General features: G+C 60.6%; 16 protein-coding genes. 15 read left to right on the forward strand and 1 reads right to left on the reverse strand.

All coding sequences use genetic code 11. The features are described from left to right. Positions 1-8 precede the first annotated feature (8 nt). From ACP7BN_RS01010 to ACP7BN_RS01025, 4 genes are read left to right on the forward strand one after another with little or no spacing between them, the layout of a single operon-like run. Complete coding sequence (locus tag ACP7BN_RS01010) at positions 9-1,139, forward strand: acyl-protein synthase (RefSeq protein ID WP_426200924.1); 1,131 nt, start codon at positions 9-11, stop codon at positions 1,137-1,139. Between the two features lies 1 nt (position 1,140). After that, positions 1,141-3,594, forward strand: coding sequence for an aldehyde dehydrogenase family protein (locus tag ACP7BN_RS01015; RefSeq protein ID WP_426200926.1), 2,454 nt, complete (start codon positions 1,141-1,143; stop codon positions 3,592-3,594). Continuing rightward, positions 3,591-4,892 carry a phenylacetate--CoA ligase family protein gene (locus ACP7BN_RS01020; RefSeq protein WP_426200928.1) on the forward strand — a complete coding sequence of 434 codons (1,302 nt, stop codon included), beginning with the start codon at positions 3,591-3,593 and terminating at the stop codon, positions 4,890-4,892. Before ACP7BN_RS01015 ends, ACP7BN_RS01020 begins: the two co-directional genes overlap by 4 nt. Beyond that, positions 4,880-5,818 (forward strand): GNAT family N-acetyltransferase, encoded by a 939-nt coding sequence (locus tag ACP7BN_RS01025; protein ID WP_426200929.1) that lies wholly within the window; start codon positions 4,880-4,882, stop codon positions 5,816-5,818. Before ACP7BN_RS01020 ends, ACP7BN_RS01025 begins: the two co-directional genes overlap by 13 nt. A 47-nt stretch (positions 5,819-5,865) precedes the next feature. On the opposite strand, the gene ACP7BN_RS01030 is transcribed toward ACP7BN_RS01025, so the two are convergent. Beyond that, positions 5,866-6,399 (reverse strand): hypothetical protein, encoded by a 534-nt coding sequence (locus tag ACP7BN_RS01030; RefSeq protein WP_420649881.1) that lies wholly within the window; start codon positions 6,397-6,399, stop codon positions 5,866-5,868. A 381-nt stretch (positions 6,400-6,780) separates the two neighbouring features. Here ACP7BN_RS01030 and ACP7BN_RS01035 point away from each other — a divergent pair, with 381 nt between their 5' ends. The 11 genes from ACP7BN_RS01035 (at position 6,781) to glgX (ending at position 23,218) form a co-directional block, all read left to right on the forward strand. Continuing rightward, the gene (locus ACP7BN_RS01035; protein ID WP_426200930.1) at positions 6,781-8,772 is read left to right on the forward strand and encodes a methyl-accepting chemotaxis protein; all 1,992 of its coding nucleotides are present in this window, start codon (positions 6,781-6,783) and stop codon (positions 8,770-8,772) included. 158 nt (positions 8,773-8,930) lie between these two features. Continuing rightward, positions 8,931-9,377, forward strand: coding sequence for a DUF411 domain-containing protein (locus ACP7BN_RS01040; protein WP_420649883.1), 447 nt, complete (start codon positions 8,931-8,933; stop codon positions 9,375-9,377). Then, positions 9,377-9,811 carry a YqaA family protein gene (locus ACP7BN_RS01045; protein WP_426200932.1) on the forward strand — a complete coding sequence of 145 codons (435 nt, stop codon included), beginning with the start codon at positions 9,377-9,379 and terminating at the stop codon, positions 9,809-9,811. Before ACP7BN_RS01040 ends, ACP7BN_RS01045 begins: the two co-directional genes overlap by 1 nt. An 86-nt stretch (positions 9,812-9,897) precedes the next feature. After that, entirely contained in the window at positions 9,898-10,923 is a 1,026-nt protein-coding gene (locus ACP7BN_RS01050) for an alpha/beta fold hydrolase (protein WP_426200934.1), read from the forward strand. A gap of 13 nt (positions 10,924-10,936) precedes the next feature. Then, on the forward strand, positions 10,937-11,890 hold the full coding sequence (locus tag ACP7BN_RS01055) for a D-2-hydroxyacid dehydrogenase family protein (protein WP_426200936.1): 954 nt from the start codon (positions 10,937-10,939) through the stop codon (positions 11,888-11,890). A 460-nt stretch (positions 11,891-12,350) separates the two neighbouring features. Beyond that, entirely contained in the window at positions 12,351-13,937 is a 1,587-nt protein-coding gene (glgA, locus tag ACP7BN_RS01060; protein ID WP_426200938.1) for a glycogen synthase GlgA, read from the forward strand. Positions 13,938-13,954: 17 nt separating this feature from the next. After that, positions 13,955-15,757, forward strand: coding sequence for a malto-oligosyltrehalose trehalohydrolase (gene treZ / locus ACP7BN_RS01065; RefSeq protein ID WP_426200940.1), 1,803 nt, complete (start codon positions 13,955-13,957; stop codon positions 15,755-15,757). Further along, a complete protein-coding gene (malQ, locus tag ACP7BN_RS01070) occupies positions 15,754-17,832 on the forward strand; it encodes a 4-alpha-glucanotransferase (RefSeq protein WP_426200941.1) in 2,079 nt (692 codons plus the stop codon). The genes treZ and malQ overlap by 4 nt, the downstream gene beginning before the upstream one ends. After that, on the forward strand, positions 17,829-20,618 hold the full coding sequence (locus ACP7BN_RS01075; protein WP_426200942.1) for a malto-oligosyltrehalose synthase: 2,790 nt from the start codon (positions 17,829-17,831) through the stop codon (positions 20,616-20,618). Before malQ ends, ACP7BN_RS01075 begins: the two co-directional genes overlap by 4 nt. A gap of 29 nt (positions 20,619-20,647) precedes the next feature. Then, the gene (locus tag ACP7BN_RS01080) at positions 20,648-20,959 is read left to right on the forward strand and encodes a DUF2934 domain-containing protein (RefSeq protein WP_426200944.1); all 312 of its coding nucleotides are present in this window, start codon (positions 20,648-20,650) and stop codon (positions 20,957-20,959) included. 99 nt (positions 20,960-21,058) lie between these two features. Further along, positions 21,059-23,218 (forward strand): glycogen debranching protein GlgX, encoded by a 2,160-nt coding sequence (gene glgX / locus ACP7BN_RS01085; protein WP_426200945.1) that lies wholly within the window; start codon positions 21,059-21,061, stop codon positions 23,216-23,218. Positions 23,219-23,220 lie beyond the last annotated feature (2 nt).

A 23,220-nucleotide genomic window follows, 5' to 3' on the forward strand; every position in this document is an offset into this window, starting at 1 on the left:
GGACTCCCATGACTCAACTCCCCCATAGCGACGCGCTGTGTGCGTTGCCGCATCCCTATTGCCCGGATTCCGTGCCGGAAGGTTTGTTTGACCAGGCGATGGCCGAAATCTGCCGGTTTCACAGCCAGCACACACCGGGTTATGTGCACTGGCTGAACGCCAATGGACTCGCCGTGCAGGATCTCGACGGCCTCGATGACTGGTCGCGATTACCGCCGATCTATGCCAACTTTTTCAAGCAACAACAAGTGCTCAGCACCGCCGGCCGCGACGCGCTGGAGCTTACCTCGTCCGGCACCAGCGGCCAGCAGAGCCGAATGCGCTACGACGAGCGCAGTCTGCGGGCGGCGCAGTACATGGTGCAGCGGATCTTCGATCATTACGGCTGGGATACCCCGCAGACACCGTGCAACTACTTGCTGCTGAGCTATGAACCGAAAGGCGACATCACTTTGGGCACCTCTTACACGGACCAGTTTCTATGTCGATTCGCGCCGGTCAATCAGGTGGTTTATGCACTGCGGCGCACCGCCAGCGGGCATGAATTCGATGGTTTCGGGGTAATCGCAGCGTTGCAGGCATTCGCTGCTCAAGGCTTGCCGGTGCGGATCATCGGCTTCCCGGCGTTCCTCTGGCAGGTGTTGCAACGCATGCGCGCCACCGGGGTGGCGGACCTGCAACTGGCGCCTGATTCACTGGCGTTGTTTGGCGGCGGCTGGAAAGACCGTGCCGCGCAAGAAATTCCCCGTCAGCAGTTGTACCAGCGGATGCACCAACAACTGGGCATGGATCTGACCCGCTGCCGCGACGGTTACGGCGCGGTCGAGCACCCGGTGCCTTATGTCGAATGTGCCAACCATCATTTTCATGTGCCGGTGTATGCAAAGGTGTTTGTGCGCAGTCCATACGACGCGGCTGTCCTGCCCTACGGCCAGCCGGGTTTGCTGAGTTTTGTTTCACCGTACATTTCATCCAGTCCCGCACATGCAGTAGTCATGAGCGATCTCGCCACTCTGTACCCGGGCGAAAGTTGCGGTTGCGGCCTGACTGGCGACTGGTTCGAACTGCAGGGCCGCGCCGCGACCACGGCGGGCAGAAGTTGCGCGATGGCGGCATCCGAACTGCTGGGGAGACACTGATATGTACCTTGTCAACGGCCAACTGCATGACGATTGCAACCTTGAGTCCGTACTCGAGCATCTGCACCTTGAACTGCCGCAACATCTGAGTAGCGAGTTGAACAGTGCGACCGTGATCACGGCAGTCACCGCCTTCGCTGCGCGACTACAGACCGCAGAAACCGCACTGCCCCTGGATCCGGAACAACGTCTGGCACTGATCGAGTTCTGCCAGCCGCAAGCACTGCTGCGCAAGCTTCGACGCGAGCTGGGAGAGCATCCCGAGTCATTGCGGCGAATCGACTATCGGCAGTCGCGCTTCGAACGCTGGAGTCCTTTGGGACTGGTGGTGCATATCACACCGGGCAATGCCCCGCTGCTGGCATTCTGCGCGGTGGTCGAGGGTCTGCTGGCGGGCAATATCAACTGGCTGCGGCCCAGCAGCAGTGATCGGGGTCTGACCGCGCAACTGCTCCACGCCCTGCTGCAGTGCGACCCCAGCGGCCAATTGGCCGGCCACATTGCCGTGCTGCCGACCAGCACGGCGCAAATCGCCCAAGTGTGCAAAATGGCCAACGGCGTATCGGCATGGGGTGGCGAGTCGGCGCTGCAAGCGATACGCCAGCAGATCCCGGCGGGCTGTCGCTGGATTGACTGGGGGCACCGCATCAGTTGCGCGTATCTGACGCCGGACGCAGTCGCGCCACAGGTGTTGGATGGCGTGGTGGATGAAGTTTGCCGCCTCGATCAGCAAGCCTGTTCCAGCCCGCAGTGGCTGTTGGTGGACAGCGACGACGAGGCTGTATTGCGCGCAATCGGCGCGGGCCTGGCCGCTGCTTTCGAGCGCCGCGCCGCGCAATGGCCGGCCCTGCTGCCTACGCTTCAGGAAGCCTCGGAAATCACCACCCGCACTGCCCTGGCCAACCTTGCCCGGAGTTTCGCCGGGACCGCCGGCCAGGTCTGGCACGCAGCGGGATGGCGGGTGATCTGGGCGCACGACCGGCAACTCGAGCCCTCGCCGCTGTTTCGCACCTTGCTGCTCAAACCGCTGCCGCGGGCACTCATCTGCGGCACTCTGCTGCCCTGGCGCAATGTCCTGCAAAGCTGTGCACTGATCTGCGCCGAGCCAGAATCTGCCGAATTGTCGCGCACGCTGATTGCGGCAGGTATCACCCGCATCACGCCGATCGAGGCGATCCATGACGGCTACGATGGCGAGCCGCACGATGGCGTCTACGCCCTGCAACGCTTGAGCCGACGGGTGTCGGTCAGCCTGTCGCCAGCGATATTGCCCCGCCATGCCACACTTGACGCGTTGCCATCAGCGCCCTGCGTCATCGGTCAGCCGATCCTGAGCAAAGAGGCGTTTGCCGCGCACCCGATCAATCCGTCGGCGCAGCTGTACTTTCGCTCCGGTGGCAGCAGCGGCGTGCCAGCGTTGGCGGGCTACAGCTATCGCGACTTCCACCAGCAAATGCGCGCCGCGGCCGACGGTTTGTTTGCCGCCGGTCTCGATCCAGCCCGGGACAGGGTGATGAATCTGTTCTTCTGCGGTGGCTTGTACGGGGGGTTCTTCAGTTTCGCCAAGGTCCTCGAGCAACTGGACGTGACGCATCTGCCGATGGGCGCGCCGGCCGACGACGATTACAGCGAAATTGCCCAACTGATCGTCGATCAACGTGTAACAACGCTGGTCGGTATGCCCAGCACCCTGCACCGCCTGTTTCTCAATGAGGGGCAGCGACTGCGCGACTATGCCGGGGTGGAAAAAATCTTCCTCGGCGGCGAGCACATGGGTGAGCAAAGCCGCCAGTTGATGCACAGCTGCGGCGCCACGTTGATTCGCTCGGCGATTTACGGCAGCGTCGATGCCGGCCCGTTGGGCCATGCCTGCACGGCTACAGGTGATGGTGTGTTTCATCTGATGAGCGACGCGCAGCATCTGGAAATAGTCGCGTTCGAGGCAGATCAGCCAGTCAGCGGCGATGAAATCGGTCGACTGCTATTTACATCAATCGCTCGCGAAGGCCAGCACGTTCACCGTTACGACATCGGCGACAGCGGCCGCTGGGTCAACGGTCCATGCGCATGCGGCCTCACATCGCCACGCTTCGAATTGCTGCAACGCCACGGCAAGCTGCTGCGCATCGGCACGGACTTCATCTCTCTGACGGAACTGGCGCAGCACCTGCAAACACCGTTTCAGTTGGTGCTGGATCACGCGGATGACGGACTCGAACGCATGCTGTTGCGCAGCGCAACAGCGCCAGACGAGGTGCATGCGCGACTGCTGAACTACCCGACACTGGCCACGGTGATTCAGACCGGGTTGCTGCGCGTGGACGCTGAAGTCTGCGACGAAGGGCAATTCGCGCGAAATACCCACAGCGGCAAGACACCGCTGGTGATCGATAACCGGCGCCCGCCGCGATCTGCACCCGCCACTCGCACGGTCGCTCTGGAGCAAACGTCATGAACGACTTCATTGAACTGAACGAGCTGGTCGCTTTCGCGCGTGAGCATTCAAGTTTTTACCGCGAGCATTTCACCGGCGTACCCGAACACATACGTTTGCTCAGCGAACTGCCGATCGTCGACCCGGTTGCCTATTGGAAAGACAGCCATGATCTGGACCAGTGGCCAGTGCTGAGTTGCGCGGTAAGCAACGCACTGATCTACAAAACCGGAGGCACCACCGGCGAAGGCCGGTTTTCGGTATTCGACCGGGAAGAATGGCGAATGCTGGTGCAAGACTTCGGCAACAGTCTTGCGCAGCAACTGAATGCAGGCGACCGCGTGGCGAACCTGTTCTTTGTAGGCGACCTGTATGCCAGTTTCATATTTGTGCATGATGCCTTGGCACACGCAGGGCCGGGGGTCGTCGAATTTCCGTTTACCGGCATGGTCGAGCCCGCAGTTCTGGCCGAAGCGATTGCGCAGCAACGGATCAATGTGTTGGCCGGCGTACCTGCACAGCTACTGACATTCGCTGCGTGGCTGGATCAACACGACCAGACGCTGTACGGCGTTGAAACCCTGCTCTACGGCGGCGAAAGCCTGTTCCCCGCGCAACTGCAATTGCTCGGCCGGGTCTTCCCCAACGTGCGCGTTGCCTCGATGGGCTACGCCAGCGTCGACGCCGGGTTCCTCGGCGCCAGTCATCTTGATTGCATCCTGGGTGAACACCGAACGCCGGATGGCCACAGCGTTCTGGAGATCATCGACGAGCACACCGGCGAAGTGATTACTGAATGTGATCGCATCGGCATGCTGGTGACGACCAACCTCACGCGGCGCCTGATGCCAATGATCCGCTACCCGGTGGGTGATCGGGCCTGCTGGCGCGAGCCTTGCGCGACGCCCATGCGCAAATTCGCGTTGATGGGCCGCAGCGCTGACAGCCAGCGTGTGCGCGTGGGCATATTGACGCTGCTGACCCGCACGCTTGGCGAGCTCGTGCAACGCTGCACTGGCAGTGTCGACTGGCAATTGGTCATCGAGCAGACCGGGCGCAAAGATGTGCTGAGCGTGAAATGGGCGCCGGTCGGCACCACGCTTACACCTGCCGAGGCCAATCGCGCACTGCGCCAGGCGTTGATCGAACACTACCCACTGATTGACCAACTGCGCGCCGATCAGCTCCTCGATTTGCACACGCAGTGCTGCCCGGTCGATGCGCTGTCACGCCATCCGCGTTCGGGCAAGCACCGCCAGGTAATCGATCTGCGCGAGTACGACAGTTCGCCTCAGGAGCTTTCATCATGCAAAGCGTGATTCTGAGAAGCTTCCGCAAGAGCGACGCTTCGGCCGTTACCGATTTGTTTCGCAAGGTTTATGGCGACTGTTACGTGCAACCTCAGGTCTACCTGCCATGCATGATCAACCAGAACCACGCGGCGGGTCGCTGGCACTCACTGGTGGCGGTGGCCGATGATCAGATGCTGGGGCATGCCACACTCGTGCGCGCCAAAGGGTCATGTATCGCTGAACTGGCATTGACCGTGGTTGACCCGGATACCCGCGGCCAGAGCATCGCTACCCGGCTGTCACAGCACCTGTTGATTCACGCCCAGGCGCTGGGCTGTCAAGGCGTGACGATCAAGCAGGTCACCCACCATGACTACACGCAACGCATGGCTGCCCGCCTCGGCTTTCACAACATCGGCGTTTTGCCTGACTACGCCCGATCTCCGTATGGCGAGTCGGAGCCGGTGACGCTGCTCATCGGTTATCAACCCATCGACGGTTATCAACGCGCAATTCCGGCGTTGGCCTGGCCCGTGGCGTGTCGCGATTTCATGCTGCGCCAATGCGCAGTATTCGGGACGCAGCCGACCGCGTCACCATGGATCGGTGCCCCGGTGCATCTCGAACAGAATGCCGACCGTTACGACGGGACGTTCAAGGAGCTGGACGCCAGTCTGCTGACGCAGCTAGAGCGTCTGCCCGCGCACTGGATGATCTCGATCCGGCTCAGGTTGGCACAAGGTTTCGACACCGCAGAACACACGCTATCGAACATGGGGTTCGTGTTCACCGGACTGGCGCCCGACGACAGGGGGGGAGGATGGCTGGCGTTGTTTCATCGCGGCTATCAACCACGGCCGATGGCGCTGCGCTGTACGCACATGCAGGATCTGCATGACCGGATGGGCATCCAGTCATCATCTGTGGAAAACACGCGGTTTGAAGGAAGCTGATCGGAGGACAAGGCCCGTTCCGTCATCGGACGGGCCACAAACCAGCATCAGGCCTTGGCGCTGACGCCCTTGTCGGTAGGCGGAAGGCGCTCGCCACCCTGGCCGTAGGTCTTCAGGTTCTGCAGCACATAAATGGCTTTTTTATACTCGGGGATCAACGCGTTGGCGTACTTGTTGCCCTGGATATTGTTGCTCTGGATGTTGTCCAGTTGCGTGGCGAAATACTCCAGCGCGTTGAACTTGGCGTCGATGTCCTTCGGCACGCCGAAGCGATCGAACTTGTCACCGGCATTGAACAGGTTGATCGACGTGATCTCGGAGATCAGGCCGCGGCTGCGCAGCATCTCACTCAATTTGCCCATCTGTTTGGTCGAAACGTTTTCCGGATCAAAACCCCTGATTGCCTTGTGCAACCCCTGCTTGTCCATCTCCGCGGTGTTGATCGCTGTTGGATCGTTACCGACCAGGGCCAGCATCTGCTTGACCTTGAGGTTTTGCGACACCGGTTTGCCGGAAACCGAAGTATCGCGCACCAGCAAACCTGCCTTGGGTTGCCAGGTTCCAGTAAGGCCGATCGTCATGAGCGGGTTCCTTGCGAGAAAGACATGGGTATTTCCTTATTGATCGACTGCAAATTGCGGCGAGTATCGGTCGATGAACAGATGGATCCAACTCTTTTCTCATATTTTTTACAAATCTTGTACATTCCGGACACAAACCAGCCTCCCCTAGCAATCATTGACTTTTGTCGGCTCTGGCCTGATCACCAGATTGCAGCTTTAAGACTAATGAACCGTCTGGTTAGTCTTCATGTATCGATCTCGATACCTGCCACTGGTCTTCAAAGCACTTTTTAGTACTCGAGTACCTCAAGCTTCTTTGCGCCACGACGATAAGTAGTAGAACCCCGCGCTGTTTTCTCTCCGCCGATAATAAGAATCCCTGCTCAAGGACCGGTCTCCATGCCCGCATTCCGCACTATTCAGGCTCGCTATACGCTGTTTCTGGTTCTGTTCATCTTGCTGTTGTCGGTGCTGACGGTGGTTGGCATCAGCCAACTGGTTGCGCCCAAGCTGCGCCACACCGAAGAGCAAGTGGTGCTCAATCGTATTGCCGAGGTCGCCGAGCAGATTCAGGGCGAACTGAACAAGGTGCAGTCGCAGCAGCGCAGCATCACCCAGACTATTCCGCTGCTCGACAGCGCAGCCATCGACACGGTGCTGCCGGGGCTGGTGGATCAGTACGGCGAGTTGAAGGTGTTCGGTGGCGGGATCTGGCCGTTGCCGGGACAGCGCGAAGCCGGGCGCAACAAATTCAGCACGTTCTGGCACCGCGATGCCTCGGGCAAACTGGCAGTCAACACCTTCTGGAACAGCGACGCGGCACCCAACTATTACGATCAGAGCTGGTACAAGGGCGGCATGCAGACCCCGCGCGGTCAGTGCGCATGGGCCGCAGCCTATAAAGACGACGCCAGTGCCGAACCGCGCACCAACTGCGCCATGGCCATCCAGAAAAACGGCAGCACCTGGGGCGTGTCGACCATCGACGTTACGTTGGGCTTCTTCAACGACCTGGTGGCGCGCAAGGAAAAAGACCTGAGTGCCGAAATGCTCATCGTCGAAGCCGACGGCAAGGTCATCAGTAATAGCTCGCGCATCAGCGGCCCGATCGTCCTGAAAAACATCAGCGAACTCGCCGCCAGTTCGACCTTCGCCAGCCAGGTCAAGGCCGGACTGCAAAAACGCGATCAGGCGCAGCGTGTCGAATTCGACAATAACGGCGAAGCCAGCACCTTCTTCATGCGTCCGATCGAAGGCACGCCGTGGTTCCTCGCCACCGCCCTGCCGACCCGCCTGATCACCGCTCAGCGCGATGACGTACTGAGCACGCTGAGTCTGTTGCAGATTCCGATGGTGATCCTGCTGGTGCTGTTGCAGCTCTATGCGATCCGCCAACTGGTGCAGCGCATGAAAGCCCTCAAAGCCAACATCGATCTGCTGTCCAGCGGCGACGCCGACCTGACCCGACGCATAACCATTCGCGCCGAAGACGAACTGGGCGCCATTGGCCACTCGGTCAACACCTTCATCGTTTACCTGCAAAACATGATCGGCGAAGTCACCCAGGCCACCGGCGCGATGGCGTCCGGCCTTGATGATCTGCAACGCACCTCGGCGCACACCAGCCAGATCCTGCTGCGCCACGCCTCGGAAACCGACCAGACCGTCACCGCCATCACCGAAATGAGTTCGACCGCCGAAAGCGTTGCGCAGAACGCCGCCGAAACCGCAGCCTTCACCCAGCGCGCCAACGAAAACGCCGACCGCTCGCGGGTCGTCGTCGGCGAGGCCTCCAACAGCGTCGTGGCCTTGATCGACGAAGTCGCCAGCGCCACGCGCAAAGTCGAGAGCATGCAGCAGGACGCACAGCGCATCACCGAAATCCTTGGCGTGATCGGCGCCATCGCCGGTCAGACCAACCTGCTGGCGCTGAACGCCGCCATCGAAGCGGCCCGCGCTGGCGAGCAGGGTCGCGGCTTCGCAGTGGTAGCTGACGAAGTACGCGCCCTCGCCGCCCGCACCCAGGCCAGCACCTCGGAAATCAACGAGATGTTGACCCGCCTGACCCAAGGCGTGAGTTCGTCGGTCAGCGCCATGGAAAACACTCAGGTCAGTTGCCAGTCGGCCGCCGACGCAACCGCCCGGGTCAATTCCGGCCTCGACGAAATGGCCGGTTCGGTCAGCCACATCAACAGCCTGAGCACACAGATTGCTACCGCTGCCGAACAGCAAAGCGCGGTGACCGAAGAGATCAACCGCAGCATGGTGCAGATCCGCCACATGGTCGAAGAGCTGGTGCAGAGCGGCCACACCAGCGAACTCAACACCCGTCAGTTGCTCGAAGCCAACAGCCGCGTCAGCGCAATCATGGGACGCTTCAAGGTTCGCTGACAGATTTGTCATCTGCCACTCAGCGGCCTGTCAGGTTTGATCTACGATCATCCTGGCAGGCCTGCCTTGAATTAACTGGAAACACTCCGTTGAAGCCCGGCAGGAAAATCAGGTCAAAATGCGTTCTTTTCTGACCACATTCAAGCCGAGAGCCCTGTATGCGAAACCCTCTGCGTCTGGTCGCCCTGAGCGCCCTGTTCATTTCCTCCCTGGCGCAAGCCGCCGACCTGATCCCGATTGAAGTCCATCGTGACGCCAACTGCGGCTGCTGCAAAAAGTGGATCAGCCACCTCGAAGCCAACGGCTTCAAGGTCGAGGATCACGTCGAAAGCAACATGAGCGAGTTCAAGCTCAAGCACGGCGTGCCGCCACGTCTGAACTCGTGCCACACCGGAATCATCAACGGCAAATTCGTCGAGGGCCACGTGCCCGCGGAACAAGTCCTCGCCCTGAGCAAGCGTGACGACCTGCTTGGCGTGGCCGCACCGGGCATGCCGATGGGTTCGCCCGGCATGGAAATGGACGGCATGAGCGATGCGTATCAAGTCATCGGTCTGAAAAAGGACGGTACTGACGTGATCGTGGCGGACTACCCGGCGCATTGATGGCGGCGGCTTACACCGGGCTGTTCTTCGCCGCATTTGGGGCCGCGACGTTGCTGCCGCTGCAATCCGAGGCATTGCTGGTCGGTTTGATTGTCAGCGAGCGCTATTGGCTGTGGGGCTTGCTCGCGGTGGCGACATTGGGCAACGTGCTCGGTTCGCTGGTGAACTGGTGGCTGGGGCGCGGGCTGGAGCGGTTTCAGGATCGGCGCTGGTTTCCCGTGAGCGCCAGACACATGGCGCGAGCACGCAAGCACTATCAGCGCTACGGACATTGGACGCTGCTGCTCAGTTGGCTGCCGGTGATCGGTGATCCACTGACGCTGGTTGCGGGCGTGATGCGCGAGCCACTATGGCGTTTTCTGTTGATCGTCACGCTGGCCAAAGGTGCACGTTATGCGGTGGTCGCGATGCTCACGCTCGGCTGGCTCGGTTGAGCGTTCGGGCGCGGGTATTGCCTGTGGTTAACGTCGCCATAATCCGGCCGATCAAGCATCGGTCGATTTCCTACGGAGTTGCCCCTATGTCTGTGTCGCTTTCCCGCTGGCTGCCCGGCCTGCTCCTGACCGCCACTCTGCCGCTGGTTGCGCATGCCGAAGACGCGCAGTACGGGCCGGAACTGCAAGGTTTCGACTATCCCTACACCCTCAAGCACTTTGAATTTCAATCCCAGGGCAAATCCCTGCAAATGGGCTACATGGACGTCGCCGCCGATGGCAAGGCCAATGGTCGTTCGGTAGTTCTGATGCACGGCAAGAACTTCTGCGGCGCGACCTGGGACAGTTCGATCAAAGCCCTGAGCGAGGCCGGTTACCGGGTGATCGCACCGGATCAGATCGGTTTCTGTAGCTCCAGCAAGCCCGAGCACTATCAGTACAGTTTCCAGCAACTGGCGACCAACACCCAGCAATTGCTCAAGGCGCTGGGTATCCAGAAAGCCACCTTGCTCGGCCATTCCACAGGCGGCATGCTCGCCACCCGCTATGCGCTGCAATACCCGGATCAGGTCGACCAGTTGGCGCTGGTCAACCCGATCGGTCTGGAAGACTGGAAAGCCCTCGGCGTGCCGTATCGCACCGTAGACCAGTGGTATCAGCGTGAACTGAAAGTCACCGCCCAAGGCATCCGCGACTACGAACGCACAACTTATTACGACGGCCGCTGGAAACCTGAATTCGACCGCTGGGTAGACATGCTCTCGGGTCTGAGCAACGGCCCGGGCAAGACACAAGTCGCATGGAACTCGGCGCTGATCTACGACATGATTTTCACCCAGCCGGTGTACTACGAGTTCAAAGACCTGAAAATGCCGACCCTGCTGTTGATCGGCACCTCCGACACCACGGCCATCGGCAAGGACATCGCGCCGCCTGAGGTGAAGGCGAAAATCGGGCATTACGAGATACTCGGCAAGCAGGTAGCGAAGCTGATTCCACATTCGACGCTGGTGGAATTCCCCGGCATGGGCCACGCCCCGCAGATGGAAGAACCGGCCAAATTCCACCAGGCACTGCTCGGCTGGCTGGCGCAAAACAAACTCTCTCCTTGATGAGGTAAGGCTGATGGCGTTGCAAATCGCAGTGATCGATGACTGGCAGGACGTGGCTCGCGATGTGGTCGACTGGTCGGTGCTGGACAGCCTGGGCGAAGTGAGTTTTGTGCATGAGTATCCGGCGGACAACGCCACACTGGCCGAACGTCTGGCACGCTTCGAAGTGATCTGCGTGATGCGCGAGCGCACGCGGTTCGATGAGGATTTGCTCAAGCGACTGCCAAACCTGAAGTTGCTGGTCACCGGCGGCATGCGCAACGCCGCGCTGGACATGCCAGCCGCTGCGAAGCTGGGCATCCGGATCTGCGGCACCGACAGCTACAAGCACGCCGCTCCCGAACTGACCTGGGCGCTGATCATGGCCGCCACCCGCAACCTGGTGACCGAGGCCAATACCCTGCGCGACGGCCAGTGGCAGCAAGGTCTGGGTGGCGACCTGCACGGCAAGACCCTGGGGATCCTCGGGCTGGGCAGCATTGGCCAGCGGGTTGCGCAGTTCGGGCAGGTGTTCGGCATGCGCGTGATCGCCTGGAGCGAAAACCTTACCGCCGAACGCGCGTCCGAGGTCGGCGCTACTTACGTCAGCAAGCAGCAACTGTTCGAACAAGCCGATGTGTTATCGGTGCATCTGGTGCTCAGCGAGCGCAGCCGTGGCCTGGTTGATGCTCAGGCCTTGGGCTGGATGAAACCCACTGCGCTGCTGGTCAACACCGCACGCGGGCCGATCGTCGATGAAGCGGCGTTGATCAAGGCGTTACAGAAACAACAGATCGGCGGCGCGGCTCTGGATGTGTTTGATCAGGAGCCGCTGCCGTCGCTGCATCCCTTCCGCACGCTGGAGAATGTCTTGGCGACGCCGCATGTGGGCTATGTCAGCCGGCAAAACTACGAGTTGTTCTTTTCGCAGATGATCGAAGATGTTCAGGCTTGGTCGGCTGGAAAGCCGATTCGACTACTGAACTGACTCTCCGCACCGCAACGGTGCACCCGGGCGCCTGCCGCGCCCGAAACCGTGACTGATCAGTCACCATTTTGACCCGCCCGATACTGAAAACCTGCACTTCGTCGGTGCGTACCCCCGCTGCAACCCGCGATTTACCTGGCGCTGAAACAGATTGTCGAACAATTCGTCCGATTGCCCTCGCCCGCTCTAGGATCTGGCCTAGACTGGTTTTCGCGGGGCGAAATCTCGCCGTCACATAGCAGAAAATTAATCGAAACTTTTGCTGAAGGCGGCGGGTCATCTGAAAGGCAAGGCCAACGCGAGTGGTTCAACTTTTGCAATGGCCTCCTCACCCATTCTGCTTGCACGTGTTGGGTAGCGTTTGCTCACCGATGCGTGGCGCGTTTGCGCCCGGCCACAGGACTTGGCCATGGTCATCGGGTGTTCCAGACAAGAATCAGATCAACGACGGGAGATTCATATGATCAGCGTGGCATTGGATATTCAGGGAGAGCGTGTGCAGCAGTCGATCGGTGACTCGACCACAGTGAGCGTTCCCGGCACCCGGACAATCAACGTCCCGGGTACCAAGCCACTGACGCCGGTAATCCGCCAGAATCCCAACAAGAAGAAAGTTTTGTTCGTCACCTCGGAAATCGCCGACCTGGTGAAAACCGGCGGTCTGGGTGACGTTTCCGCCGCGCTGCCTCGGGCCATGGCGCACCTGCATGACGTGCGCGTGTTGATCCCCGGCTACCCACAGGTGATGAACAGCGAAAACCCGATTCATATTATCGGCGAGCTGGGCGGGCATGCCGCGTTGCCACCCTGCAAGATCGGGCGCATGGACATGCCTGATGGTCTGGTCATCTATGTGCTGATCTGCCCCGAACTCTACGAGCGCGAAGGTTCACCTTACGGCGCCAACAACGGTCGCGACTGGCCGGACAACCACATTCGTTTCGCCCGTCTGGGCTTGGCCGCTGCCGATATCGCCGCCAACCTCGCACAAATTCACTGGTGCCCGGATCTGGTGCACGCCCATGACTGGCCGGCCGGTCTGGCGCCTGCTTACATGCACTGGCGCGGGCAACGCACACCGACCCTGTTCACCATTCACAACCTGGCCTATCAAGGCGTGACCAGCCTCGGTTCGTGCCCGGAACTCGGCATTCCCAACCATGCACTGCAACAGGAAGGCATGGAGTTCTACGGCAAGATGTCGTTCCTCAAGGCTGGCATGGCTTATTCGAGCCACATCACCACCGTCAGTGCGACCTACGCGCAGGAAATCACCACCCCGGATTTCGGCTGCGGCCTCGACGGTTTTCTCGCCGCCAAGACCCAACAAGGTTTGCTCAGCGGTATCCCGAATGGCATCGATGAGAGCTGGGATGCGGCTACTGATCCGCACTTGTTTGCGCCATTCGCCATTGGTGACTGGGAAGGCAAAGCGGTCAACGCCGCGCATGTGCGCCAGTTGTTCGGCTTGAAAGATTCCACCGGCCCGCTGTTCGCCGTGGTCTCGCGTCTGGTTTACCAGAAAGGTCTGGATCTGACCGAAGCAGTGTCTGAGTACATCGTGCAGAACGGTGGCCAGATCGCGATCATCGGTCGTGGCGAGCCAGAGGAAGAACAAGCCATGCGCGAACTGGCGCTGCGCTTCCCCGGCCAGATCGGCGTGCGCATCGGCTTCAATGAAACCGACGCCCGACGCATGTTCGCCGGCAGCGATTTCCTGTTGATGCCATCACGTTACGAACCTTGCGGCCTGAGCCAGATGTACGCCCAGCGTTTCGGCTCGTTGCCGGTGGCACGCAATACCGGCGGCCTGGCTGACACCATCGAAAACGGCGTCACCGGTTTCCTCTTCGACGAATCCACTGCCGACAGTTACCGCGAGGCCCTGAGCCGCGCATTCAAAGTCTTCGCTTATCCCGAACTGCTCAACGCCATGCGTTGCCGGGCGATGGCTGCACCGTTCAATTGGTCCAAAGCGGTCGAACCCTACGCTGAACTTTACGAACAACTGGTCGCCAAGGCGCTAGGTAAAGCCAGCCATAGATAACAGAGAGATTTTCCACAATGCCGTCACGGTCTATAGCAACCTGGCCCCACGGCGCGATCATGCTGGACGCCGAACACACACAGTTTGCGTTATGGGCGCCGGATGCGTTTTACGTCAGTGTCGAACTGGCCGATGGGCAATCCTTACCAATGCTGCCGCAGGATGACGGCTGGTTTGTAGTCAAGACTCGCTGCCCCGCTGGCAGTCAGTACCGCTTCAATATCGATGGCGAACTGCAAGTGCCGGACCCGGCCTCCAGGGCGCAAAATGGTGGCCTCCAAGGCCACTGCGTGGTGGTCGACCCCCTCGCCTATCAATGGCGAAACACATCCTGGCAGGGTCGGCCGTGGAGTGAAGCGGTGATCTACGAGCTGCACGTCGGTGCGCTTGGCGGCTTCGCCGAAGTCGAACAGCACCTCGCGCGCCTCGCCGAATTGGGCATCACCGCCATCGAACTGATGCCCATCGCGCAATTCCCCGGCGAACGCAATTGGGGTTATGACGGCGTCCTGCATTACGCGCCGCAAGATTCCTACGGCACGCCCGAACAACTGAAACACTTGATCGACAGCGCCCACGGCCATGGCCTGGCGGTGATCCTCGACGTGGTTTACAACCATTTCGGCCCGGACGGAAATTATCTGCATCGCTACGCCGAGAGCTTCTTCCGCGAAGACAAACACACGCCGTGGGGCGCCGCGATTGATTTTCGCCTGCCTGAAGTGCGGGATTTTTTCATCGGCAACGCGCTGATGTGGCTGTTCGAATATCGCTTTGACGGCCTGCGTCTGGACGCGGTTCACGCGATAGAAAGCGAGGATTTCCTGCCGGAACTGGCGCAGCGCATTCGCCAGCAGACCGACCCGGGCCGCCACATATGGCTGACCCTGGAGAACGAACTCAACCAGTCGAGCCTGCTCGAAGAGCACTATGACGCGCAGTGGAACGATGACGGCCATAACGCTCTGCACGTGCTGCTGACCGGTGAAACCGACGCTTATTACGCGGATTACGCGCTGCAACCGACACGCCAGTTGACCCGCTGCCTGAGTCAGGGCTTCGTGTTTCAGGGCCACATCACGCGCCACGGTGAACCGCGCGGCGAGCCTAGCGACCATTTGCCAGCGACCGCTTTCGTGCTGTTCTTGCAGAACCATGATCAGATCGGCAACCGCGCGTTTGGCGAACGCTTGCATCAACTGGCCGACCCTCGGGCCCTGGAAGCGGCTACGGTGCTGTTGCTGCTGTCGCCGATGATTCCGCTGATGTTCATGGGCGATGAATTCGCCGCCGAGCAGCCGTTCGTGTTTTTCACCCACCATCACGATGAACTGGCCGAGCTGGTGCGCGATGGCCGGCGCAATGAATTCGCCGGTTTCAGTGCCTTCGCTGACCCGGAAAAACGTCAGCGAATTCCCGATCCGAATGCCGAAAAAACCTTCCTTGCCTCGCAACCGCGGCTGATCGGCAACGGCACGCCAAAACAACAAGCCACATTGGCCCTGTACCAGCAACTGCTGCAGCTGCGCCATCAATACATCATCCCTCATCTGTCCGGCACTCAGGCACTCGGCGCGCAATTGCTCGACCGCGGCGCCGTCAGTGCACGCTGGCGGCTGGGCGATGGCAGTGAGCTGCGAATTGACCTGAACCTCAGCGACAAGCCAGTGGTCAACCTTCCACGGACCGACGCGGTGTGGCGCTTTCAGCAGCCACCCGCCGACGAGACGGCGGATGAGGGCCTGCTCCCTCCGTACTGCGCACTTGTCAGCCTCACGGCCGCAACCCCTTTGCAACCTTTGGATGGAGAGCGCCTATGAGCGATGCGCAACTGGAAATTCTGGCAAGCCGCGCGGGCCTGGCCGTCGACTGGATCGATGCCAACGGCCGTCCGCAGAAAGTCGCTCCGGCAGTGCTGCGCAATGTCCTCACCGGACTTGGCCACCCGGCCAGTACCGCACAGGAAATCGACGCCAGTCTGCTGCAACTGCAACAAGTGCAGCAGGATCGCCACCTGCCGCCGCTGCTGACCGCCGACGTCGGTGTCGGCGTGGATCTGGCACGCTACTTCAAGCCTGAAACGCCTTGCGAAATTCACCTCGAAGACGGTTCGCGCATGGACCTCAAGCTCGACGGTGAAGCACGCTTGCCCGGCCTGATCCCGGTCGGTTACCAGCAAGTGCACATCGACGATCAGCATTTCACTTTGGCCGTGGCCCCTGAGCGTTGCTACAGCGTTGGCGATGCGGTGGACAGTCCGATCCCCCGCGCCTGGGGTTTGAGTGTTCAACTTTATGGGCTGCGTCGCCCCGGCGATGGTGGCTTCGGCGACACTCAGGCGCTAGAAGAACTGGCCCGAGTGGCGGGTGAACGCGGTGCCGAAGCGCTGGCGATCAGCCCTTTGCACGCGATGTTCAGCGCTGACACCGGGCGTTACAGCCCGTACTCGCCTTCCAGCCGCTTGTTCCTCAATCCGCTTTACGCGGCGCCAGGTGCGATTCTCGGTGAGCGCGCCCTGCGTGATGCAATCGAATCCGCCGGGCTGACCGAGCAGTTCAAGCAGCTTGAAGAGCTGAAACTGATCGACTGGCCAACCGCCGCCGAGGCCAAGCAAAAACTCCTGCACGCCTTGTACGAAGGCTTCACCAGCGGCGCGCATCCGCTGCACGAGGACTTCGCCAGTTTCCGTCACGTCGGCGGCGCGGCGCTGGAAAACCATTGTCGCTTCGAAGCCATTCAGGAAATGCGCGCTGCCCGGGGTGAAAGCCTAGATTGGCGCGAATGGCCAGAGCAATGGCGTGACCCGCGTGGCACGGCCTTAGGCGTTTTTGCCGAGGAGAATGCCGACCGCATTGGCTACTTCGCTTTTTGCCAGTGGCTTATCCACCGTTGTCTGGAGCGCGCACAAACTGCCGCTCGCAGCGCCGGCATGGGCATCGGTCTGATTGCCGATCTGGCCGTCGGGGCCGATGGCGGCGGCAGTCAGGCCTGGAGCTTTCAGAATGAATTGCTCGCTTCCCTGACGGTCGGCGCACCGCCGGACATTCTTAATCGCTCCGGTCAGGGCTGGGGGATTTCCGCGTTTTCCCCGGAAGGTCTGGTGCGCAACGGTTTCCGCGCGTTCATCGAAATGCTCCGTGCCAACTTTGCCCACGCAGGCGGTCTGCGCATCGACCACGTCATGGGCCTGCAACGTTTATGGGTGATTCCCAACGGCGCAGCTCCGGCGGACGGCGCGTATCTTTATTACCCGGTAGACGACTTGCTGCGCTTGCTGACCCTCGAGTCTCACCGCCATCAAGCGATCGTATTGGGCGAAGACCTCGGCACCGTACCCGACGGTCTCCAGGAAAAACTCATCGCCCGTGCCATGCTCGGCATGCGCGTGTTGCTGTTTGAACACGACAACACCCGTTTCAAACCAATCCTCGACTGGCCGGACAACGCCTTGGCGACCACCAGCACCCACGACTTGCCGACGCTCAATGGCTGGTGGCATGGCCGCGACATCGACTGGAATTCGCGCTTGGGGTTTGTCGATGCCAATGGCGAGATCGAATGGCGCCATCATCGTGCTCGCGAACGCGAAGGCCTGCGCAGCGCGCTCAGCGAAGACCCGCAAAACTTTCGCGAAGAATCCCACGAGGCCGACCAAGTGGTGGACGCGGCCGTACGCTTCCTTGGCCACACCCGCGCGCCACTGGTTTTGCTGCCATTGGAAGACGCCCTTGGCCTCGACGAACAGGCCAACCTCCCCGGCACTATCGACACTCATCCGAACTGGTCACGACGGCTGCCGGGCACCAGTGAAGCATTGCTCGATGGCGCTGACGCCGCGCGCCGTCTGGAACTGCTGGCCTGCGCCCGCCTGCAAGCTGCCGAGCGTGACCAATGAGCACGCCGATAACCAAACCCATACGCGCCACGGTGCGCCTGCAATTCCATAAGGGTTTCACCCTGGATCATGCTGTGCCTTTGGTGCCGTACTTCGCCAGGCTCGGCATCAGCCACATTTATGCTTCGCCGCTGCTCGCCGCCCGCGCAGGTTCGATGCACGGCTACGACGTGGTCGATCCGACTCAAGTCAATCCGGAACTGGGCGGCGAAGTGGCACTGCGGCGCTTCGTGAAGACGCTGCGCGAACACGATATGGGGCTGATCCTCGATATCGTCTCCAACCACATGGCCGTTGGCGGCAGTGACAACCCGTGGTGGCTGGACTTGCTGGAATGGGGTCGCCTCAGCCCCTACGGCGAGTTCTTCGATATTCAATGGCACTCGCCCGACCCGCTGATGGAAGGCCAGTTGCTGCTGCCCTTTCTCGGCAGCGATTACGGTATCGCCTTGCAGGATGCGACGCTGCCGCTGTGCTTCAACGCCGATACCGGCAGCTTCCATGTCGAGCACTACGAGCATCACTTCCCGATCTGCCCCAAGGACTACGGCGACCTGCTCAAGCCCGACGCGGCTGTCGATAGCGAACGCGCCCAGGCACTGAACAACCTCGCCGATCGTTTCAACAGCCTCAGCCATCAGACTGACGCGCATGCATTGGCGATTCCGTTGAAAAAGGAACTCAGCGAACTCGTCAGTGATGCGCAGGCACTTGCAGCCATCACCCGTAACCTCGCGCTGTACGATTCGAAAACCGCACAAGGCTTCCAGCGCCTGCATCAACTGCTGGAGCGCCAGAGCTATCGCCTCGCCAGCTGGCGCACCGCTGCCGATGACATCAATTGGCGGCGCTTCTTCGATGTCAATGAACTCGGTGGTTTGCGCGTCGAGCGCCCAGCGGTGTTCGAAGCGACTCACGGCAAGATTTTCCAGTTGATCAGCCAAGGTCTGGTTGATGGTTTGCGCATCGACCATATCGACGGTCTGGCCGATCCACGCGGGTACTGCCGCAAACTGCGCCGCCGTCTCGACCTGCTCGCCCCGGATCGGCATCTGCCGCTGTACGTCGAGAAAATTCTCGGCGAAGGCGAAACGTTGCACGAAGATTGGGCGGTAGACGGCAGCACCGGTTACGAATTCATGAATCAACTGTCGCTGCTGCAACATGAGCCGAGCGGCGAGCAAGTGTTGGGCGAATTGTGGCAACGCCATGCCGAGCGCTCTCCTGCTTTCATCGAGGAAGCGCAGCTCGCTCGTCGGGAAATCCTCAACGGCTCGCTGGCCAGTGATTTCGAAAGCGTTGCTCAAGCCCTGCTGCAAGTGGCGCGCGACGACTTGATGACCCGAGATTTGACACTCGGCGCGATCCGCCGCGCACTGCAAGCCTTGATCGTGCACTTCCCGGTTTACCGCACTTACATCGGCGCCATGGGCCGTTCGGCGCAGGACGATGCATTCTTTCAGCAAGCCATGGACGGTGCGCGCCAGACCCTCGGCGAAGGCGACTGGCCAGTACTCGACTGCGTGGCCGCGTGGCTTGGCGGCGAACCATGGCGCAACAAACCGCGTGGCCGCTCACGCAAGATTCTCAAGCATGCCTGTGTGCGTTTCCAGCAACTGACTTCGCCCGCCGCCGCCAAAGCCGTGGAAGACACCGCGCTGTATCGCTCGGCGGTGCTGCTGTCGCGCAATGACGTCGGCTACAACACCGAACAATTCAGCGCGCCACTGAGTGATTTCCACGACATCTGTCAGCAGCGCTTGAAGAGCTTCCCGGACAACTTGCTGACCACCGCTACCCACGACCACAAGCGCGGCGAAGACACCCGCGCGCGACTGGCAGTGCTCAGCGAACGCAGCGCCTGGTATGCCGACCAGATCGAATTGTGGCGCGTGCTGGCGCGGCCGCTGCGTGGTGATGAGCAACAACCGTCAGCCGGTGACGAATTGATCCTCTATCAAGCCCTGCTCGGCAGTTGGCCCTTGGATTTGCGCGCGGATGATCAGAACGCCCTGAGCGATTACGCCCGGCGCATCTGGCAGTGGCAACAGAAAGCTTTGCGCGAAGCCAAGTTGCAAAGCAGTTGGAGCGCGCCGAACGAGGCTTACGAAAACAGCGCCAAAGACTTCACCGAACGCCTGCTGTTGTCACCCGAGGGCCGACTGCTGCGCGGCAAACTCGCCGATACGGTCGACCACATCGCCGCGGCGGGTGCGCTGAACAGTCTGGCGCAAACCTTGCTGCGCATGACCGTGCCGGGGATTCCCGATCTGTATCAGGGCAACGAGTTCTGGGATTTCAGCCTGGTCGATCCGGACAATCGGCGGCCGGTGGATTACCCGGCGCGCGAACAGGCGTTACAGCAAGTCGCGCCGGTGCCGGAACTGCTGGCGAACTGGCGCGACGGGCGCATCAAGCAGGCGCTGATTGCACAGGTATTGAACCTGCGCGCCGAACAGCTGGAGTTGTTTCGCCGTGGTTCGTACCAGGCGCTTGAGGTACTGGGCAGCCAGGCACACAGAGTGCTCGCGTTCAGTCGCGAACATGCAGGGCACCGGGCGATCGTGGTTGTTCCAGTCCGTTGCGCGACACTGCTGGAAGACAGTGCCGTACCTCAGATAGATGCGCTGCGCTGGGGCGATACGCGGGTGGTTTTACCGTTCCTCGCCTCTGACGCAAATCTGAAGGGACTTTTTTCCAGCGTCGCAGTCACAAAAAACAGGGAGCTGAACGTCAGCGCCGCGCTGGGGGATTTCCCGGTCAATCTGTTTATCCAACACTTATAGAAGCACTAGTTCAGTTCAGGAGCATTGCGATGAGTACCGACGATAAACGCATTCGCGAATTCGCCTATCAGATCTGGGAATCCGAAGGTCAACCCGAGGGCGAAGACGCTCGTCATTGGGAGATGGCACGCAAACTGGCCGAAGCCGAAGCACTGGCACCGAAGAAGTCACCGAAGGCTGCTGGCAGCAAAACTGCTGGCAAAACCGCGACCGCCAAGACTGCTGACGCCAAGCCCAAGGCTGCGGACAAGGCCAAGCCTGCCGGCGCTGCCAAAGTGATTCCTCCAGGCGAAAAAGCCGCCGAGAAGAAACCGCGCACCTCGCGCAAACCGGCGAACTGACGCTACTTAGAACTTTGATTTGAACCACCGTGTGGCGAGCTCGCTCGCCACCGAGGACAAACTCGTCCCGGATTTCCCCGATTTTGCAGGAGCAATTGTATGACCAGTCCAAAAAAAGCCGATCCCGCCGCACATACCGAGCCTTCGAGAATCCGTGAAGGCCTGCCCTTCCCGCTCGGTGCGACCTGGGACGGTCTGGGGGTCAACTTTGCACTGTTTTCCGCCAACGCCACCAAGGTCGAACTGTGCATTTTCGACGATGCTGGCGAAGTTGAACTCGAGCGCATCGAACTGCCGGAATACACCGACGAGATCTACCACGGCTACCTGCCCGACGCGCATCCGGGGCTGATCTACGGCTACCGCGTCTACGGCGCTTATGACCCGGCCAACGGCCACCGTTTCAACCACAACAAACTGCTGATCGACCCGTACGCCAAGCAACTGGTCGGCGAGTTGAAATGGTCGGAAGCGCTGTTCGGCTACACCATCGGCCACCCGGACGCCGACCTCAGCTTCGACGAACGCGACAGCGCGCCCTTCGTGCCCAAGTGCAAAGTCATCGACCCGGCGCACACCTGGGGCAACGACCAGCGCGTCAGCGTGCCGTGGGACAAAACCATCATTTACGAAACCCACGTACGCGGCATCAGCATGCGTCACCCCTCGGTGCCGGAAAACGTACGCGGTACGTTTGCCGGTCTGATGAATGACGATGTGCTCAAACACATTCGCAGCGTCGGGGTTTCTTCGGTGGAGCTGCTGCCGATCCACGCCTTCGTCAACGACCAGCATTTGCTGCATAAAGGCATGACCAACTACTGGGGCTATAACAGCATCGCGTTCTTCGCCCCGGACCCGCGTTATCTGGCCAGCGGCAAGATCGCTGAATTCAAGGAGATGGTCGCGCACCTGCACGAAGCCAACCTCGAAGTGATCCTCGACGTGGTCTACAACCACACCGCCGAAGGCAACGAGCAAGGCCCGACCCTGTCGATGCGCGGCATCGACAACGCGTCGTACTACCGACTGATGCCGGACGACAAGCGCTACTACATCAACGATTCCGGCACCGGCAACACGCTGGATCTGAGCCACCCGTGCGTGCTGCAAATGGTCACCGACTCGCTGCGCTACTGGGCCAGCGAAATGCACGTCGACGGTTTCCGCTTTGACCTGGCGACCATTCTCGGGCGTTATCACGATGGTTTCGACGAGCGCCACAGCTTCCTCGTGGCCTGCCGTCAGGACCCGGTGCTGCGTCAGGTGAAAATGATCGCCGAGCCGTGGGACTGCGGCCCAGGTGGTTATCAGGTGGGCAACTTCCCGCCGGGCTGGGTCGAGTGGAACGACAAATTCCGCGACACCGTGCGCGCGTTCTGGAAAGGCGACGACGGCCAGGTTGCCGACTTCGCCAGTCGCATGACCGCCTCTGGCGAAATGTTCAATGAACGTGGACGCCGGCCATATTCCTCGGTGAACTTCATCACCGCCCACGACGGCTTCACCCTGAATGATCTGGTGTCGTACAACGACAAGCACAACGAGGCCAACGACGAGAACAATCAGGACGGCAGTAATAACAACCTGTCGTGGAACCACGGCGTCGAAGGCCCGACCGACGATCCGGAAATCAATGCGCTGCGCCAACGGCAGATGCGCAATTTCTTCGCCACGCTGCTGCTGGCCCAAGGTACGCCGATGATCGTCGCCGGCGACGAATTCGCCCGCACTCAGGACGGCAACAACAACGCCTATTGTCAGGACAGCGAGATCGGCTGGGTCAACTGGGATCTGAGCGAAGACGGCAAGGCCCTGCTGAAATTCGTCAAACGCCTGATCAAGTTGCGCCTGGCCTATCCGATCCTGCGTCGCGGGCGTTTCCTGGTCGGCGAGTACAACGAAGACATAGGCGTCAAGGACGTAACCTGGCTGGCGCCGGACGCCACCGAGATGACCACCGAGCACTGGCACGACGCGCACAACCGCTGCCTGGGCATGTTGCTCGACGGCCGCGCGCAGGAAACCGGTATTCGCCGCAAAGGCGCAGACGCGACCTTGCTGCTGGTGGTCAACGCGCATCACGACATCGTCAACTTCACGCTGCCGGAAGTACCGGAAGGCAGTTTCTGGACCTGCATGATCGACACCAATCAGCCGGCAATTCGCGGCCAGGAGCGCTTCGAGTTCGGCCATGAATACTCAGTCACCGGTCGCTCGCTGTTGATGTTCGAACTGCAACGCGAAGAAGAAGATTGATC

Origin of the sequence: Pseudomonas sp. TWP3-1 (assembly GCF_049896625.1) — a bacterium.
Taxonomy (GTDB): Bacteria; Pseudomonadota; Gammaproteobacteria; order Pseudomonadales; family Pseudomonadaceae; genus Aquipseudomonas.

What these genes read in the sequence shown, in the direction of transcription:
- ACP7BN_RS01015 (WP_426200926.1), top strand. Translation starts at nt 1,141, where the DNA reads ATGTACCTTGTCAACGGCCAACTGCATGACGATTGCAACCTTGAGTCC.
- ACP7BN_RS01025 (WP_426200929.1), top strand. Translation starts at nt 4,880, where the DNA reads ATGCAAAGCGTGATTCTGAGAAGCTTCCGCAAGAGCGACGCTTCGGCC.
- ACP7BN_RS01055 (WP_426200936.1), top strand. Translation starts at nt 10,937, where the DNA reads ATGGCGTTGCAAATCGCAGTGATCGATGACTGGCAGGACGTGGCTCGC.
- ACP7BN_RS01050 (WP_426200934.1), top strand. Translation starts at nt 9,898, where the DNA reads ATGTCTGTGTCGCTTTCCCGCTGGCTGCCCGGCCTGCTCCTGACCGCC.
- malQ (WP_426200941.1), top strand. Translation starts at nt 15,754, where the DNA reads ATGAGCGATGCGCAACTGGAAATTCTGGCAAGCCGCGCGGGCCTGGCC.
- ACP7BN_RS01030 (WP_420649881.1), bottom strand. Translation starts at nt 6,399, where the DNA reads ATGACGATCGGCCTTACTGGAACCTGGCAACCCAAGGCAGGTTTGCTG.
- ACP7BN_RS01040 (WP_420649883.1), top strand. Translation starts at nt 8,931, where the DNA reads ATGCGAAACCCTCTGCGTCTGGTCGCCCTGAGCGCCCTGTTCATTTCC.
- glgA (WP_426200938.1), top strand. Translation starts at nt 12,351, where the DNA reads ATGATCAGCGTGGCATTGGATATTCAGGGAGAGCGTGTGCAGCAGTCG.
- treZ (WP_426200940.1), top strand. Translation starts at nt 13,955, where the DNA reads ATGCCGTCACGGTCTATAGCAACCTGGCCCCACGGCGCGATCATGCTG.
- ACP7BN_RS01080 (WP_426200944.1), top strand. Translation starts at nt 20,648, where the DNA reads ATGAGTACCGACGATAAACGCATTCGCGAATTCGCCTATCAGATCTGG.
- ACP7BN_RS01010 (WP_426200924.1), top strand. Translation starts at nt 9, where the DNA reads ATGACTCAACTCCCCCATAGCGACGCGCTGTGTGCGTTGCCGCATCCC.
- ACP7BN_RS01020 (WP_426200928.1), top strand. Translation starts at nt 3,591, where the DNA reads ATGAACGACTTCATTGAACTGAACGAGCTGGTCGCTTTCGCGCGTGAG.
- ACP7BN_RS01075 (WP_426200942.1), top strand. Translation starts at nt 17,829, where the DNA reads ATGAGCACGCCGATAACCAAACCCATACGCGCCACGGTGCGCCTGCAA.
- ACP7BN_RS01045 (WP_426200932.1), top strand. Translation starts at nt 9,377, where the DNA reads ATGGCGGCGGCTTACACCGGGCTGTTCTTCGCCGCATTTGGGGCCGCG.
- glgX (WP_426200945.1), top strand. Translation starts at nt 21,059, where the DNA reads ATGACCAGTCCAAAAAAAGCCGATCCCGCCGCACATACCGAGCCTTCG.
- ACP7BN_RS01035 (WP_426200930.1), top strand. Translation starts at nt 6,781, where the DNA reads ATGCCCGCATTCCGCACTATTCAGGCTCGCTATACGCTGTTTCTGGTT.